Source organism: Nonomuraea solani (genome assembly GCF_900108335.1).
GTDB lineage: Bacteria > Actinomycetota > Actinomycetes > Streptosporangiales > Streptosporangiaceae > Nonomuraea > Nonomuraea solani.
Map to the genome: position 1 here is coordinate 892,740 of NZ_FNVT01000003.1, position 14,958 is coordinate 907,697.

The 14,958-nt window shown below is 71.5% G+C and carries 12 protein-coding genes; 3 read left to right on the forward strand and 9 right to left on the reverse strand.

Annotated elements, in window-relative coordinates; all coding sequences use genetic code 11:
- Positions 1-23: 23 nt before the first annotated feature.
- The 6 genes from C4V41_RS15150 to C4V41_RS15175 all read right to left on the reverse strand — a co-directional run bounded on the left by C4V41_RS15150 (position 24) and on the right by C4V41_RS15175 (position 7,682).
- Positions 24-2,570 carry a bifunctional FO biosynthesis protein CofGH gene (locus C4V41_RS15150; protein ID WP_103956441.1) on the reverse strand — a complete coding sequence of 849 codons (2,547 nt, stop codon included), beginning with the start codon at positions 2,568-2,570 and terminating at the stop codon, positions 24-26.
- Positions 2,571-2,619: 49 nt separating this feature from the next.
- Positions 2,620-3,513 carry a DNA-3-methyladenine glycosylase family protein gene (locus tag C4V41_RS15155; protein WP_200824007.1) on the reverse strand — a complete coding sequence of 298 codons (894 nt, stop codon included), beginning with the start codon at positions 3,511-3,513 and terminating at the stop codon, positions 2,620-2,622.
- A gap of 115 nt (positions 3,514-3,628) precedes the next feature.
- Complete coding sequence (manB, locus tag C4V41_RS15160) at positions 3,629-4,708, reverse strand: mannose-1-phosphate guanylyltransferase (protein ID WP_235030129.1); 1,080 nt, start codon at positions 4,706-4,708, stop codon at positions 3,629-3,631.
- 32 nt (positions 4,709-4,740) lie between these two features.
- Complete coding sequence (locus C4V41_RS15165; RefSeq protein ID WP_103956443.1) at positions 4,741-5,856, reverse strand: glycosyltransferase family 4 protein; 1,116 nt, start codon at positions 5,854-5,856, stop codon at positions 4,741-4,743.
- Positions 5,857-5,949: 93 nt separating this feature from the next.
- Entirely contained in the window at positions 5,950-6,858 is a 909-nt protein-coding gene (locus tag C4V41_RS15170; protein ID WP_235030130.1) for a lysylphosphatidylglycerol synthase domain-containing protein, read from the reverse strand.
- Positions 6,855-7,682: a class I SAM-dependent methyltransferase gene (locus C4V41_RS15175; protein ID WP_103956444.1), complete on the reverse strand. Its 828-nt coding sequence runs from the start codon at positions 7,680-7,682 to the stop codon at positions 6,855-6,857. Before C4V41_RS15175 ends, C4V41_RS15170 begins: the two co-directional genes overlap by 4 nt.
- Positions 7,683-7,787: 105 nt before the next feature.
- Between C4V41_RS15175 and C4V41_RS15180 the strand changes: the two genes are divergently transcribed.
- From C4V41_RS15180 to C4V41_RS15190, 3 genes are read left to right on the forward strand one after another with little or no spacing between them, the layout of a single operon-like run.
- The gene (locus C4V41_RS15180) at positions 7,788-8,858 is read left to right on the forward strand and encodes an SPFH domain-containing protein (protein ID WP_103956445.1); all 1,071 of its coding nucleotides are present in this window, start codon (positions 7,788-7,790) and stop codon (positions 8,856-8,858) included.
- 17 nt (positions 8,859-8,875) lie between these two features.
- Positions 8,876-9,931 carry a hypothetical protein gene (locus C4V41_RS15185; RefSeq protein WP_103956446.1) on the forward strand — a complete coding sequence of 352 codons (1,056 nt, stop codon included), beginning with the start codon at positions 8,876-8,878 and terminating at the stop codon, positions 9,929-9,931.
- A 9-nt stretch (positions 9,932-9,940) separates the two neighbouring features.
- Positions 9,941-10,909: a lysylphosphatidylglycerol synthase transmembrane domain-containing protein gene (locus C4V41_RS15190; RefSeq protein WP_103956447.1), complete on the forward strand. Its 969-nt coding sequence runs from the start codon at positions 9,941-9,943 to the stop codon at positions 10,907-10,909.
- On the opposite strand, the gene C4V41_RS15195 is transcribed toward C4V41_RS15190, so the two are convergent.
- The 3 genes from C4V41_RS15195 to C4V41_RS15205 form a co-directional block, all read right to left on the reverse strand.
- Positions 10,810-11,871, reverse strand: coding sequence for a glycosyltransferase family 4 protein (locus C4V41_RS15195; protein ID WP_103956448.1), 1,062 nt, complete (start codon positions 11,869-11,871; stop codon positions 10,810-10,812). The two genes, C4V41_RS15190 and C4V41_RS15195, sit on opposite strands and share 100 nt — an antisense overlap.
- Positions 11,872-11,873: 2 nt before the next feature.
- Positions 11,874-12,803: a glycosyltransferase family 2 protein gene (locus C4V41_RS15200; RefSeq protein WP_200823982.1), complete on the reverse strand. Its 930-nt coding sequence runs from the start codon at positions 12,801-12,803 to the stop codon at positions 11,874-11,876.
- Positions 12,804-12,885: 82 nt separating this feature from the next.
- Positions 12,886-14,883 (reverse strand): glycosyltransferase family 39 protein, encoded by a 1,998-nt coding sequence (locus C4V41_RS15205; RefSeq protein ID WP_103956450.1) that lies wholly within the window; start codon positions 14,881-14,883, stop codon positions 12,886-12,888.
- Positions 14,884-14,958: the final 75 nt, after the last annotated feature.

A 14,958-nucleotide genomic window follows, 5' to 3' on the forward strand; every position in this document is an offset into this window, starting at 1 on the left:
AGTCTTGTTAGAACATGTTATAACTACGCCATCGGCAGGACCCTCCTGACGCTCTGGCAGACGCCGTCACTGGCCTCGGAGGCCCGCAGCCGCTCCTCGCCCGGGAGGCCGTACTCGGTGGTGCGCTGCCGGACCGGCCTGCCACTGACCTCGACCATCGCGCGCAGTTCGCTGATGGTCTTGTACGACCCGTTCTCGGAGCCGGCCATCCTGCTGATGGTCTCCTCCATGAGCGTGCCACCCAGGTCGTTCACCCCGCCCTGGAGCACCTGACGGCACAGGTCGTCCTGGAGCTTGACCCACGAGCACTGGATGTTCTTGATCGCGCCGTGCAGCAGGATCCTGGCCAGCGCGTGCACGGCCCGGTTCTCCTGCGCCGTGGGCCCCGGGCGCGCGACCCCGGCCAGGTAGATGGGCGCGCTGGTGTGCACGAACGGCAGCAGCACGAACTCCGAGAAGCCGCCGGTCTCCTCCTGCAGCCGCCTGATGAGCTTGATGTGCTTCACCCAGTGCAGGTGGTTGTCGACGTGGCCGTACATCATGGTCGAGGTCGTCGGGATGCCGACCTTGTGGGCCGTCGTGATGACCTCGATCCACTCCTGGGCGGGCAGCTTGCCCTTGGTCAGCACCCACCGCACGTCGTCGTCGAGGATCTCCGCCGCCGTCCCCGGCAGCGAGTCGACCCCGGCCTCCTTGGCCGCCTCCAGCCAGGCGCGGACGGACAGGTTCGTCCGGCTGGCGCCGTTGATGACCTCCATCGGCGAGAACGCGTGCACGTGCATGCCCGGCGTCCGCTCCTTGACGGCCCTGGCGATGTCGAAGTAGGCCGTGCCGGGCAGGTCGGGGTGGATGCCGCCCTGCATGCACACCTCGGTCGCGCCCGCCGCCCACGCCTCCTCGGCCCGGTCGGCGACCTGGTCCAGGCTCAGCGTGTACGCGTCCGCGTCGGTCCTGCGCTGGGCGAACGCGCAGAACCGGCAGCCGGTGTAGCAGACGTTGGTGAAGTTGATGTTCCTGTTGACGACGTAGGTGACCTCGTCGCCCACGGCCTCCGCGCGCAGCGCGTCGGCGATGGCGGCCAGCTCGTCCAGCGCCTCCCCATCGGCGCCGAGCAGGGCGACGGCCTCGTCGTCCGTCAGCCCGGCCGGGTCCGCGGCGGCCCGCTTCAGCGCCAGGCGTACGTCGCTCGGGGCGGCGGCGGCCACCGTGCCGAGGCGTTCGCGCAGGGCGTCCCAGTCGCCGTAGACGTGGTCGAAGTCGTCCCTGCGGTCGCCGGTGCGGCCCGTGGTGTCCACCTCGACGTGCAGATCCACCCGTCCGGACGACGCGAACCCGCCATCGGGCTCCTGCCAGGGACGCCCTTCGAGTACGGCGTCCTCCCGGGCCAGGCCGGTGGCCGGGTCGGCCAGGGCGGCGACGTGGGCGGCCAGGCGGGGGTCGAGCCAGGGCTCCCCGGCCAGCACATATTCCGGATATATCGTCAAACGTTCCCGGAGCCGGAACCCGGCCTCCTCCGTACGGGCCGCGAGGTCGTCGATCTGCGGCCACGGGCGTTCGGGGTTGACGTGGTCGGGGGTCAGCGGTGAGACGCCGCCCCAGTCGTCGATACCGGCCCGGATCATGAGCTCGTACTCGGCGTCCACCAGGTTGGGCGGGGCCTGGAGACGTACGCGGGGGCCGAGCACGAGACGCGAGACCGCGATCGTGGCCGCCAGTTCCTGCAGGTCGGCGTCCGGCAGGCCGCGCATGGCCGTGTCGGGCTTGGCGCGGAAGTTCTGGACGATGACCTCCTGGACACCGCCGTACTCCCGGGCCACCTTCCTGATCGCGAAGATCGACTCGGCCCGATCCTGCACGGTTTCGCCGATGCCGATCAGGACGCCGGTGGTGAACGGCACGTTCGTGCGGCCCGCGTCCTCCAGCACGCGCAGCCGCACGGCCGGGTCCTTGTCGGGCGAGCCGTAGTGGGCCTGGCCCTTCTCCTCGAACAACCGCCGCGACGTCGTCTCCAGCATCATTCCCATCGACGGCGCGACCGGCTTGAGCCGCTGGAAGTCCTTCCAGCTCAGCACCCCCGGGTTGAGATGCGGCAGCAGCCCGGTCTCCTCCAGCACCCTGATCGCCATGGCCCGCACATAGGACAACGTGTCGTCATAGCCGTGCGCGTCGAGCCACTCCCTGGCCTGGTGCCACCGGTCCTCCGGCCGGTCCCCCAGGGTGAACAGCGCCTCCTTGCACCCCATCGCCGCACCCTGCCGGGCGATCTCCAGCACCTCGTCGGGGCTCAGGAACGGGGCGGGCAGCTTGTGCGGCGCGGTGGCGAACGTACAGTAACCACAGCGATCCCGGCAGAGCCGGGTCAACGGGATGAACACCTTGCGGCTGTAGGTGATGATCCCCTCACGGCCGGCCGCCTTCAGCCCGGCGTCACGCACGCGGGAAGCGTGATCGAGCAGCGTGTCGAGGTGCCCGTCCCGGGCGTGGAGCAGGACGGTCGCCTCGGTGACGTCAAGGGTCTTGCCGTCCCTGGCGCGCGCGAGGGCGCGGCGGAGCGCGGAGTCAGAACTCATAGAGGCACAGTACGTCGGGCTGAGTTCGCCACGCGCACCCAGGGTGGCGTCAGAAGGCCCGGTAGTCGCGCACGCTCATCCGGGGTCCCCGCGCGGGCGGGCGCAGACCGGTGAGCCAGACGAGCACCGTGGCGCGATGCCGATGCCCCGCGTACGGCTCCAGCAGCCGCAACATCCCCGGGTCGTCGGTCTTCTCCCCGGTCAGCGCGTAGCCGACCAGCTTGGCCAGGTGGAAGTCGCCCACGCTCACCGCGTCGGGGTCACCGAACGCGCGCTGGCGGATCTCGGCCGACGTCCACACCCCGATGCCGGGCAGCGCGCGCAGCAGCCGGTCGAGCTCGCGCGTGGACGCGGCGGCCTCCAGCTTGGCGGCGTGCCAGGCGGCGGTGGCGATCGTCCGGGCGCGGACGGCCTCGGCGCCCGCGCGGTGCCAGTGCCAGCTCGGGATCTGCCGCCACACCTCGGGCTCGGGCACCACCCGCATTCCCTCGGGCGCCGGCCCTGGCGCCGGGTCGCCGTACCGCCGCAGCAGCCACCGCCAGGCCCGCCACGCCTCCTGCCCGACGACCTTCTGCTCCAGCACGGCGGGGACCAGGGCCTCCATGACCCGCCCCGTCCGGCCGATCCGCAACCCCGGATGCCTCCGGTACGCCTCCGCCAGGACGTCGTGCTCGGCTCTGAACCCCGTGACGTCGTCGTCCGCCCCCACGAGCCCCGGCAACATCTCCAGCGCCCACTCGGCGCCGGGCCCCCACGCCTGCCCGTGCACATGGCCGCCGCCGGCGCTCACCCGCAGCGTGCACGGCCCGCCGGGCGTCCTGGACGTGCGCCACACGGCGCCGTCGGCGCTCTGCCGCCAGGTGGGGTCACCGCCGCCGCGCTTGTGCGGCTGCAGCGCCAGCCCGACGTCCAGCGGCCCGTCGGGCACCCACCTGCGCTCCATCACGTGTCCAGTCTGCCCGGACAGAGACCCTGGTCGAAACCGGCACAAAAACCGGCGCCGGACCAGCACGGAAACCGGCGCCGAACCCGCGCCGGACCAGCGCTGGAACCGGGTGTCAGACGTCGCTGGAGTAGCGCACCGCCCGCTCAGGCAGCTCGACCCCCGGCCAGATCCGCACGCCGTTCTGCAGCTCGTTGCCCGGCCCGACCACCGCTCCGTCGCCGATCACCGCGTCGTGCACCACCGTGCCCGCGCAGATCCGCGCCCCCCGGCCGACCACGGAGTCGGTCACGGAGGCGCCCGCCTCGACCACGCAGTCGTCGCTCAGCACCGAGCCCACCACCGAGGCGCCCGCCTCGACCACGGCCCGCGCGCCGACCGCCGTGCCACCACGCACCTTGGCCTCGGGCGAGACCAGGGCGCCGTCGAGCGCCAGGTATTCGCCGGTGGCGCCGGGCAGCGCGGGCGAGGCCAGCCGGCCCAGCACCAGGTCGCGCGAGCCTCGTACGAACGCGGCGGGGGTGCCGACGTCGAGCCAGTAGGTGCGGTCGGCGTAACCCAGCACGAGCTCGCCCGACTCGATCAGCCCGGGGAACGTCTCGCGCTCCACCGACACCACCTCGTCGCGCGGGATCGAGTCGATCACCGATCGGGTGAAGACGTAGCACCCGGCGTTGATCCGGTTGGTCACCGGGTTGGGCGTCTTCTCCAGGAACGCGGTCACGCGCCCCGCCTCGTCGGTCGGCACGCAGCCGAACCGGGAGGGATCGTCCACTTCTGTCAAATGGAGCGTTACAGCGGCCTGCCGCGCTCGATGAAGACGCACTTGCTCGCCGATGTCGTGGCCGGAGAGGATGTCGCCGTTCAAGATCAGAACGGGGTCGTCGGGCCCGGCGGTGAGCGCCTCGCCGGCGTTGCGGATCGCGCCGCCGGTGCCGAGCGGGGTCTCTTCCGTCATGTATTCGAGCGAGAGCCCGAACGCCGTCCCGTCACCGAAGGCGGGCTCGAACATCGCCGCCTTGTACGAGGTCGCGAACACGATGCGGCGCACACCGAAAGATCGTGCGCGGGCCAGCTGGTGGGCCAGGAACGGCACTCCGGCGGTCGGCAGCAGCGGCTTGGGCGTGCCCAGTGTCAGCGGACGCAGGCGCGTGCCCTGCCCCCCGACCAGGAGGATCGCCTCGAGGTCTGGCAAAGAGCTCTCCATCACTCCGTGAGGTTACCGAACTATTCGATTGCGCGTTGATAGGAGCTGAGGTGCGCCTCCGCGGAGGCGTCCCAGGTGAACTCGCGGGCTCTTGCCAGCCCCGCCTCCTGCAACTGCCCTCTTCGATCGGAAGAGGCGAGCAGTTGCCCGAGTGCCATGGCGATGCTGTCGGCGTCCGGCTCAGTGTAGGCGACCGCGTCACCACCCACTTCGGGCAGCGAGCTGCGGTGCGTGGTCAGCACCGGGGCGCCGCAGGCCATGGCCTCCAGCACCGGCAGCCCGAACCCCTCGCCGCGCGACGGGAAGGCCACCACGAGCGCCCCGCCCAGGAACCCGGGCAGGTCGGGCGCGCGCAGGTAGCCGGGCCGCACGACCTTGACGGTGGCTTCCACCTCTCGGCAGGCCGCGTCCACGTCGTCCTCGTGCACGCCACCTCCCAGCACCAGCGCGGGCGGCTTGTCCAGCCGCTTCACGGCGGCGGCGAAGCCACGGATGAGGTTGGGAACGTTCTTACGAGGGTCGAGCGCGCCCAGGAAGGCCACGTAGGGCTGGCCGTGCAGGCCGATCCGCAGGGCGGTCCTGCGGATCTCCTCCTCGCTCGGCGGATGGAACTGCGCCAGGTCGACGCCGTGGTAGGCGACGTCGATGCGGGTCGGGTCGGCCGACAGCACGCGGACGAGCTCGTCCCTGGTCGCCTTGGACGGCACGATCACCCGCCGGGCGTGGCGCACCGCGGTGCGGGTGGCCGAGCGGAAGAACGACGCCCGCGGCGACTGCTGGTCGGGCTCGGTGAACCAGGTCGCGTCGTGCACCGTCACGACGGTCGGCAGGCCCGAGCTGAGCGGGATGGAGTAGTAGGGCGCGTGGATCACGTCGGCCCCGGCCTTCCGGGCGAGCAGCGGCAGTCCGGTCTGCTCCCAGGCGAGCCGGGCGGCTCTGTTGGTGATCGCGACAGGCCCGGGGATGACCCGGGCGGACGGCGCGAGGCGCCGGTATCGTTCGGCTTCCGATCGCTGGCAGACCACGGCGAGGTCCGCACCGGCCTGATGGAGCGCGGCCACCAGTCCGTCCACGTATCGGATCAATGCTCCGCGGTCCGCGGGGACCGCCGCCGCATCGACGAGCACACGAGGCATACGAAGATCTTCTCCCCTCAAGATCAACGTGGGACCGGGCGTCCCCCTCTAAAGTTCAGCTTATGACCAGCCTCCCCTAAATCGTGGGCCAAATCACACCGAGTCGCGACGCGCCGCAATTCCCGCCAAGCCTGCGCAGATCAGATCCCCCACGATGATGACAATGCGGGATGAAAGGGCCACTGCAATTGCAGCGCCCTGATCCAGTTGCGGCGCCAGCACCGCAACCATGGCCACTTCACGCACTCCCGCGCCCGCCGGCACGACGAAGGTCAGGATGCCCAGGCACCACGACATCGCGAACGCGCCGACCGCGAAGAGGAGTCCGCCCTGCGGCGCGATCAGATAGAGGTGCACGCCGTAGGAGACCCAGCCGGCCAGCGCCCAGCCGAGCGCGGTGAGCATGCCGCGCCGGGTCAGCGGGCGTTCGAGCGGCTCACGCTTGAGCTTGCGCAGGGCGAAGCCGATGACGCCGTTGACGACCTTCGGTTCGAGCAGCACCACCAGCAGCGGCAGGAACAGCAGCAGCCAGCCGTAGCGGTCCCAGCCGAGCGTGACCAGCGTGACCAGCAGGCCGGTGGCCAGCTGGATGGGCATCATCAGGAAGAACGCCGCCGCGCTGCGCGTGCGGGGCACGCCGAGCTCGCGGCCCATCTCCATCTGGGCGAGCATGGGCCAGACGGTGCCGGGGATGTATTTGCCGAGCTGGCCCACGAAGAACACCTTGGCCGCGGGCCGCGCCGGCAGCGGTGAGCCGAGGTCGGCCAGCAGGGTGCGCCAGGTGAGCATGGCCCCCAGCAGCGCCGCGACCACGGCGACCAGCGACCCGGTCAGCGCGGGCCACGACAGCCGGGCGAACCCGGCCACCACCGCGTCCCACTGCCCGGCCACCGCGTACGCGCCGAACCCGAGGGCCACGGCGAGGAACCCGAACCGCAGGAGCCGGCGCGGCCACGAACGCCGCGGAATGGCGGCCGGCTCCCCCACGACGTCCTGGCTCACAGCGGGCGGACCCGCTCGGGCGGCTGCGGCAGCGCCGCCCCGGCCGGTGGCCGCGGGGTCTTGGTGGCCACCCACAGGTATGTCGGCACCACCGGCAGCAGCAACCTGAGCACCTCGCGCGGGGTCCGCGACAGCACGGCCTTGACCACCCTGCCCGGCAGCCCGGGGAACAGCTCGCCGCCCGCGAACCGGGTGGGCGTGGCCAGCACGGGGAAGGTGTAGTCCCATACGTGGAAGGCGCGCAGCATCTTGCGCAGCCCGCGCCGCGTCCTGAAACGCTCGTAGTAGTGGTCGGCCCGCCCGGTCGCCCGCACGTAGCGGTCGGCCAGCGCGGGCGGCAGGTAGGACAGGAACGGCAGCTTGTAGTGCGGCTCCATCACGCCCAGCCGGTTGCCGAGCCCGAGGTAGAGCACCCCGTCGTCGGACAGCACCCGGTGCATCTCGGCCACCACGGAGTCGGGGTCGACCACGTGCTCGTAGATGTGGTTGAAGACCAGCACGTCGATCGAGCCGTCGGGGAACGGCAGCGCCGTGCCGTCGCCGCACACGAACGCCACCCGCTCGCCGAACCGGTCGGCGGCCTTGCGCAGCCCGGGGACGTCGATGTCGATGCCCAGCGTGTGCCCGGCCCCGGCCTTGGCCAGCTCGTCGGCGATGAACCCGGCGGAGCAGCCCACGTCGCCCACGGTCAGCCCGGCGAGCGGTCCCTGGAAGTGTTCCAGCACCGCGATGATCTTCGCCGCCTTCCGCCTGCGCTTCTCCTCGTCGAGCATGGCGGACTGGAACTCTGAGTATTCGAGCTGTGCGACCCGTTGCTTCCCCACGGTTCCCCACCGTACCGACCTCCGCACCGCCCTCTGCGCCAAACCGGCGTCAAACGGCTTTGGTACGGTGGCCGACCTGGCACGACACGGACGGATGGGGACGAAGTGGCGCTATTCGACAAGATTCGCGGTGAGTTCGTCGATATCGTCGAATGGCTGGACGACAGCCGCGACACCCTCGTCTGGCGCTTCCCCCGCTACGAGAACGAGATCAAGATGGGTGCCCGGCTCGTCGTCCGCGAGTCGCAGGTCGCCGTCTTCGTCAACGAGGGCCGGATCGCCGACGCGTTCGGGCCGGGGACGTACACGCTGGAGACCAGGAACCTGCCGATCCTGTCGACCTTGAAGGGCTGGAAGCACGGGTTCCACTCGCCGTTCAAGGCCGAGGTGTACTTCGTCGGCACCCGCCAGTACGCCGACTTCAAGTGGGGCACGCAGAACCCGATCATGGTGCGCGACCCCGAGTTCGGGCCGGTGCGGCTGCGGGCGTTCGGCGCGTACGCCGCCAGGGTGACCGACGCCCCGGCCCTGCTGCGGGAGCTGGCGGGGACCGACGGCCAATTCCGTACCGAGGAGGTGGAGGGCTACCTGCGCCAGATGGTCGTGGGCCGGCTCGCCCACGCCCTCGCCACCACCGGCCTGCCGGTCCTCGACCTGGCGGCCGACCAGCACGAGATGGGGCGGCGGCTGGCCGAGGCGCTGACCGCCGACCTGGCCGGGGTGGGCCTGGCGATCCCGGCCTTCACGATCGAGAACATCTCGCTGCCGCCCGAGGTGGAGCGCGCGCTGGACAAGCGGTCGAAGATGGGGATCGTGGGCGACCTCGGGGACTACACGCGCTTCCAGGCGGCCGAGGCGCTGGAGAACGCGGGCGGCGCCGCCGACGGCATGGGCCTGGGTGTGGGCCTGGGTGTGGGCATCGCGGCGGGCCGGCAGATGGCGGACGCGCTCACACCACCGGCGGGCCCGCCGCCGCTTCCCCGGCCCGCCCAGTGGTTTCTCGGGGTGGACGGCGAGCGGCTCGGCCCGTTCGAGGCGGCCGACCTGCCCGCCGCCGGTCTCACCCCCGACGTGCTCGTCTGGAGGACCGGGATGCCGCAGTGGGTGCCCGCCGGCGACGTACCCGAACTGGCCGCCCTGCTGAACACCGGCCCGCCCCCGCTCCCACCCGTCTGACCCGCAGGAGTCCCCGAATGACCACTCGCCCCTGCGCGGGCTGCGGCGCGGGCGTGGCGTTCGCCCCCGGCACCTCGGTCCTGCGCTGCCCCTACTGCGGCCTGGAGCAGCAGATCGCCCCGGCCGCCGGGCACGTACGCGAGTTCTCCTACGACGCCTTCCTGGCCAAGCCGCGCGTGCGGACCCTGGCGCCGCACCGGTTCGCCTGCCCGGGCTGCGCCGCCCGCACGGAGAGCGACGCGATCTCCAAGATCTGCCAGTTCTGCGGCACCGTCCTGATCGCCGACACCGCCGCCGACGCCCAGATCGCCCCCGAGGCCGTGCTCCCGTTCGCGCTGGACAGGAACGGCGCCAGGACCGCGCTGCGCGCCTGGGTGAAGAGCCGCTGGTTCGCCCCGAACCGCCTCAAGAAGGTCAGCGAGGCGGAGTCGATGAAGAGCACGTACCTGCCGCACTGGACGTTCGACGCGGGCACCGTCTCCGACTACGTCGGCCGGCGCGGCGTGCACTACTGGGTGACCGAGAGCTACACCTCGAACGGCCGGCGGAGGACCCGACGGGTGCGCAAGACCCGCTGGCACCCGGCCGCCGGCCGGGTGACGCGCCACTTCGACGACGTCCTGGTCGCCGCCACGGCCCAGGTGCCCAGGGAGCGGCTGGACAAGCTGAAGCCCTGGCCGCTGGAGCGCGCCGTCCCTTTTCACCCGAGCTACGTGGCCGGGCACCACAGCCTGCGCTACGACACCGAGCCCCAGACCGGCCTGGAGCACGCCAAGGTCGTCATGGCCGGGGTCATCCAGGGCGACTGCCGCCGGGACATCGGCGGTGACGTGCAGCGGGTGCACTCGGTGAACACCTCCTACTCCGACGTCATGTTCAAGCTGGTGTTGCTGCCGGTGTGGACGGGCAACTACCTGTTCGCCGGCAAGACGTACCAGGTGCTGATCAACGGGATGAACGGTGAGGTCCAGGGCGATCGGCCGTACAGCATCATCAAGATCGTCTTGGCCGTGCTCGCCGCGCTGATTCTCGTCGCGGGCGTCGTCTGGCTTTACCAGGTGAACCGCGCGTAGCCTGAGCCAATGCTCCGCCGCCTGCTGCGCGTCGTTCTTGCCCTGGTCGCGATAGGTTTCCTGGGCTACGGCCTTTATCGGAACTGGGACGAGACCACCTCCGCCGTGGCCGCCATGTCGCCGTGGGCGGTGCTGGGGGCGTTCTGCGCGGTGCTGCTCGGCCAGTTCTTCATGCTGGTGGCCTGGCGGGAGATCATGGCGGGGCTGGGCACGCGGGTGCCGCTGCGGATCGCCGGGCGGATCATGTTCGTGGGGCAGCTCGGCAAATACATTCCGGGCGCCGTCTGGGCTTACGCGGCGATGATGGACCTCGGGCGCGACCACGGCAGCCCGCCCCGGCGCACGTTCGCGACGATCTCGCTCGGGCTGGTCATCAACCTCGGCGTCGCGATCTCGATCGCCGCGGCCACCCTGGGCACGCTCGACGCCGTACGCGAGGCGTGGTACCTCGCGCTGCTCGTGCCGGTGATCATCGTGTGCCTGCACCCCAAGGTGCTCACCTGGGGCCTCAACCTGGCACTGCGCGTCGCGCGCAAGGAGCCGCTGGAGAGCGTGCTGCCCGGCCGCACGGTGGTCGTCGCGGTCGCGTGGACCGCGCTCGGCTGGCTCGTGTACGGCGTGCACATCTGGCTGATCGCCGGCCGGGCCGACCTCTTCGTCATCGCGACCGGGGCCTACGCGTTCGCCTGGGCCACCGGCATCCTCACCGTCGTGGTGCCGGCCGGCGTCGGGATCAGGGAGGGCGCGCTGGTGCTCGTGCTCGGCCCGATCATCGGCACGGCCCCCGCGCTCGCCGTGGCGATCGTGTCACGGCTGGCGTTCACGCTGGCCGACGCGGCGGCCGCGGGCATCGCGTTCCTGCTGAGCCGCCAGAGCGGTCAGGCGCCGAGCAGCGCCCCGGCGTACGCCGACCAGAACGGCTCGGGATCGACCGCCTTGACCCCCGACCGCAACCTCTCGGGCTCGCCGGAGACGTAGAACCGCTCGATCGCCCGCCGCAGCGCTCCGACGTCGCCCGGCTCGACCAGCAGGCCGTCGACGCCGTCGGTGATGTGCTCGGCCAGCGCGCCGACGCGGGTGGCGATCACGGGCACGCCGTGCTCGTGACCGAGCCAGACGTTCTGACTGGCCGTGGCGTTCCGGTAGGGCAGCACCAGCGCGTCCGCCCCGGCGAACAGTTTCGGCACGTCCTCGGCGGCCACGTAACCGGGCCGCAGCTCCACCCGGTCACCGATCCCCAGCTCGGCGACGAGCGCCTTCGTGTCGTCCAGCCCGCCCCAGAACTCACCGGCGACGGTCAGCCCGACGCCGTCGGGCAGCGCCTTGAGCAGCAGGTCCAGCCCCTTGTACGGCCTGACGATGCCGAAGAACAGCAGCCGCCTGTGCACCTGGGCGGACTTCTCCGCGGTCGTCGAGGGCAGGTGCGGCGGCAGCCCCGCCACGCTGACCGGCTTGCCCGTCAGCCCCCTGGCCAGCCCGGCCTGCTGCTCGGAGTGGGCCAGCACGCCGTCGACCCGCTTGAGCAGCGCCTTCATCAGCGGCTGGTCGTAGGGCTTGCGCTCGTGCGGCAGCACGTTGTGACAGAGGGCAATCGTCCTGACTTTTCGCTTGATTCCGTACAAAATCCCCAAATAGGCGGGGACCTGCACCGGGCTCAGCACCGCCAGCACCACCAGATCCGCCGACCGCAACCGCCGCCCCGCCGCCACCCACCCGTCAGGCCGCCGCCAGTCGAGCCGCCGCACGGTCCGCGGAAAGGGCGTGCCCTCGGGCGCGGAGATCGTCTGCTGCCCCGGATAGAGGAACGACGGATATTGGGCGAGCCACGACTCGATCACCACGTCGTGCCCCAGGTCGGTGAGCCGGTGCGCCAGCTCGGTGGTGTGCTGGGCCCCGCCCCCCTTGAACGGATAGGTCGGGCCGACGATCGCGATCCGCAACGTCACTCTCCCCGCGAGCGCACGATCAGGTCGGCCAGCAGTGCCACGGACCCGATCAGCAGCCCTGACAGGAAGATCATGACCGTGTTGGCCGGGAAGTAGAACGGGTGCTGGATCATGTCCCAGACGCCCTTGACGAAACCGATGCCGACCAGCCACAACGCGGGCGGCATGAGCACCTTGAGCGGGTTGAAGTACATGATCATCCGCAGCACCTGCAGGATGTAGCGGTAGGCGTCGGAGACGAAGCTGAACTTCGACTTCCCGGCCCGCTTGGCGTAGTCGGTCGGCAGGTAGTGGACGTCGTGCTGGTTCGACAGGAACGACAGCGTGATCGTGGTGACGCAGGAGAATCCGGGCGGCAGCAGCCGCAGGTAGGGCTTGGCCACGGCCTTCCTGAAGGCGCGCAGGCCGGAGTTGAGGTCCGGGATCTTCTGCCCGGCCAGCATCTCGGCGACCTTCCTGATCACGAACTTGGCCGGGACGCGCAGCAGCTTGTGCGAGCCCTCCTCGCTGGTGCGCGCGCCGACCACCATGTCGATGGTCGTGTCCTTCTCCAGGATCTGGACCAGCTCGGGGATGCGCTCGTTGGCGTAGGACATGTCGGCGTCGGTCCAGACGACGATCTCGCCCTTGGCCTCCTGCGTGCCGATCCGCCGCACGGTGCCGGCGCCGCCGTTGCGGTGGAAGGCGCGGATGCGCAGGTGGGGGTAGTCGGCCGCGGCCTCGCGCAGCTTGGCCAGCGTCGAGTCGGTCGAGCAGTCGTCCACGGCGACGAGCTCGTAGGTGTAGCCGCTCGAGTCCATCGCCTTGGTGATGCGGTCCACCTCAGCGATGACGTGGTTCTGCTCGTTGTAGCAGGGCAGGACGATCGTGACGTAGGGCGCTTCTTCCACGGCAGTTCCACTCTTGGGGGTCTCAAGCGTGCTCACGGGCCTTGAGGGTACTCTGCCCCGCTGAGAGACGAGTCCACATCAAGCCAGGTTAGAAGATCATTTCACCATCCGGACGCCGTCAGGCCACCGCCATCCACACGTTCATTCCCAGTGACCACGTGCCGTTCGGCGCCTCGGTCAGCGAGCGCTCGTCCTGGCGCGTGACCAGCCCCAGAACGTGCGTCGGCGGCCCATAAGGCGAGACCTGCGCGGCGTCGGCCGCCAGCACCACCGGGACCCGGCCCGCGCCGCGGATCCGCTCGATCAGGCGGCGGACCTGCGCCTCCGGCGCGGTGTCGGAGCCCGAGCGGGCCACCCGCGCCGCCGGGCGGTCGCACATGCCGCGGACGACCTGGGTGAAGCGGTCGCCGGTGACCCGCTCCACGATCAGCACCGACGCCTTGGGCGGCAGCTTGGCGCACATCGCCTCGACCGCCGCCGCCTCGCCCCGCTCGACCGGGGTGAACGCCGTGCCGATCGAGGTCACCGCCGGGGGCACGAGCACGAGCAGGACGACGAGCGCCGTCCCCCACCGCCGCGTCAGCGGGCCGTGCCGGTCGAACGTCGCCCCCAGCCGGGCCATGGCATACGTGGCCAGCAGGATCAGCCCGGGGATCACGACCGGGACCAGGCGGCGGGCGGCCCACGGGTGGTCGGGGGTGATCTCGGGGCGCAGCAGCGTCGTCACGGTCGTCCAGCCCACGACCGCCAGGGGCAGCAGCCATTCGAACGAGCGCCCGTTCCGCAGCAGCCGGCGGACGAGGACGGCGGCGGCGATCGTGGCCAGCAGGACGACGGGGGCGCCGACGTACCAGATGACCCAGTCCAGGGAGTTCTCGAAGTAGAGCCGGGTGCCGTCCACGGGCAGGCCGTTGGCGCGCTGGATCTGCTCGATCATCTGGAACGTGCGCCGGTCGTCGGCGCTCACGGGCACGCGGGTCACGGTCTGCAGCCACGGGCGGACGTACAGGGCCGTCATGAGCAGCACCACCAGCCCGGCCGCCGCCGTGGGCAGCCAGGCGGGCAGCGGGATACGCGCGAGTGCGGGGGCGGCGACCGCGCAGATCAGGGTGAGGACGAGGACGGCGGCGCTGACGAGCAGCAGCGGCTTCACCGAGTTCGACAGATAGTTCAGGTACGGGCGGGCGAGCAGATAGGCGGCGAGCATCCCGATCCCGGCCCCGGCCAGCAGCCCGGCCAGCAGCGGCGGCCCCGTGGCGCCCTGGGGCCTGGCGAAGCGCCGCAGCGCGATCAGCAGCCCCGCGAACGCCAGCACCGGCAGCACGTCGCGCAGCCCGTCGACCCTGACCAGCACGGCCAGCCCGAAAACCAGGCCGGCCAGCAGCCCCCGGCCCCAGCCCGGCCTTTCGAGCGCGTCGTGCGCCAGCGCCAGCCCGCCGAACAGCAGGATCAGCGACGGGATCTCGCTGAACGTGGTGCGCGAGGTGTACAGGATCGGCAGGCTCACCGCGAACGCCAGCGCGGCCACCACCGCCCACCGCGCCCCGGCCAGCCTGGCCACCACCCCGGCCAGCGTGAGCACGGCCAGCGCGCCCAGCAGCGCCGGGATCACGAACGGCGCGCCCAGCCAGTCGCCGATCGCGAACAACAGCGGCGGGCCCGGCATGAACTGCGGCACCACCGACCCGTCCACGAGGTAGAAGCCGACGCTGTCGAAGAACAGCGCGGGATCGGCGCCGCCGAACGCCTCCGCCCGCGCGGGAACGGGCAGCGAGCCGTGCTCGGCGATCCAGGCCGCGTACTGCGCATATGTCGCCGGATCGCGCCTGACGGCGATCTGCTCGCTGTGCAGGACCGCGTTGAACACGCCCGACCCCACGCTCACCGCCACCACCCCGGCGACCTGCGGGAACGTGGCCTCGACCGCCTTGCCCAGCCTTCGTGTGCCGGCCCAGCCCAGCAGCGCGGCGGCCGGCAGGCCGAGCAGCACGGCGGGCAGCGGCGCGAACCGGCCGAGCAGCATCAGGGGCAGCCCCGCGAGCAGCCAGCCGGTCACGGCCAGGGCGGGCAGCACGGAGAGCGCGGCCAGCAGCCGGCCGGGGCGAACGAGTTCCATCGGTGAGCGAGCGTATCCAACGCCCGGCCCCCGGGCGCACACGCCGCCGTGGCACGGGGGTCCCGCGATGCCGGG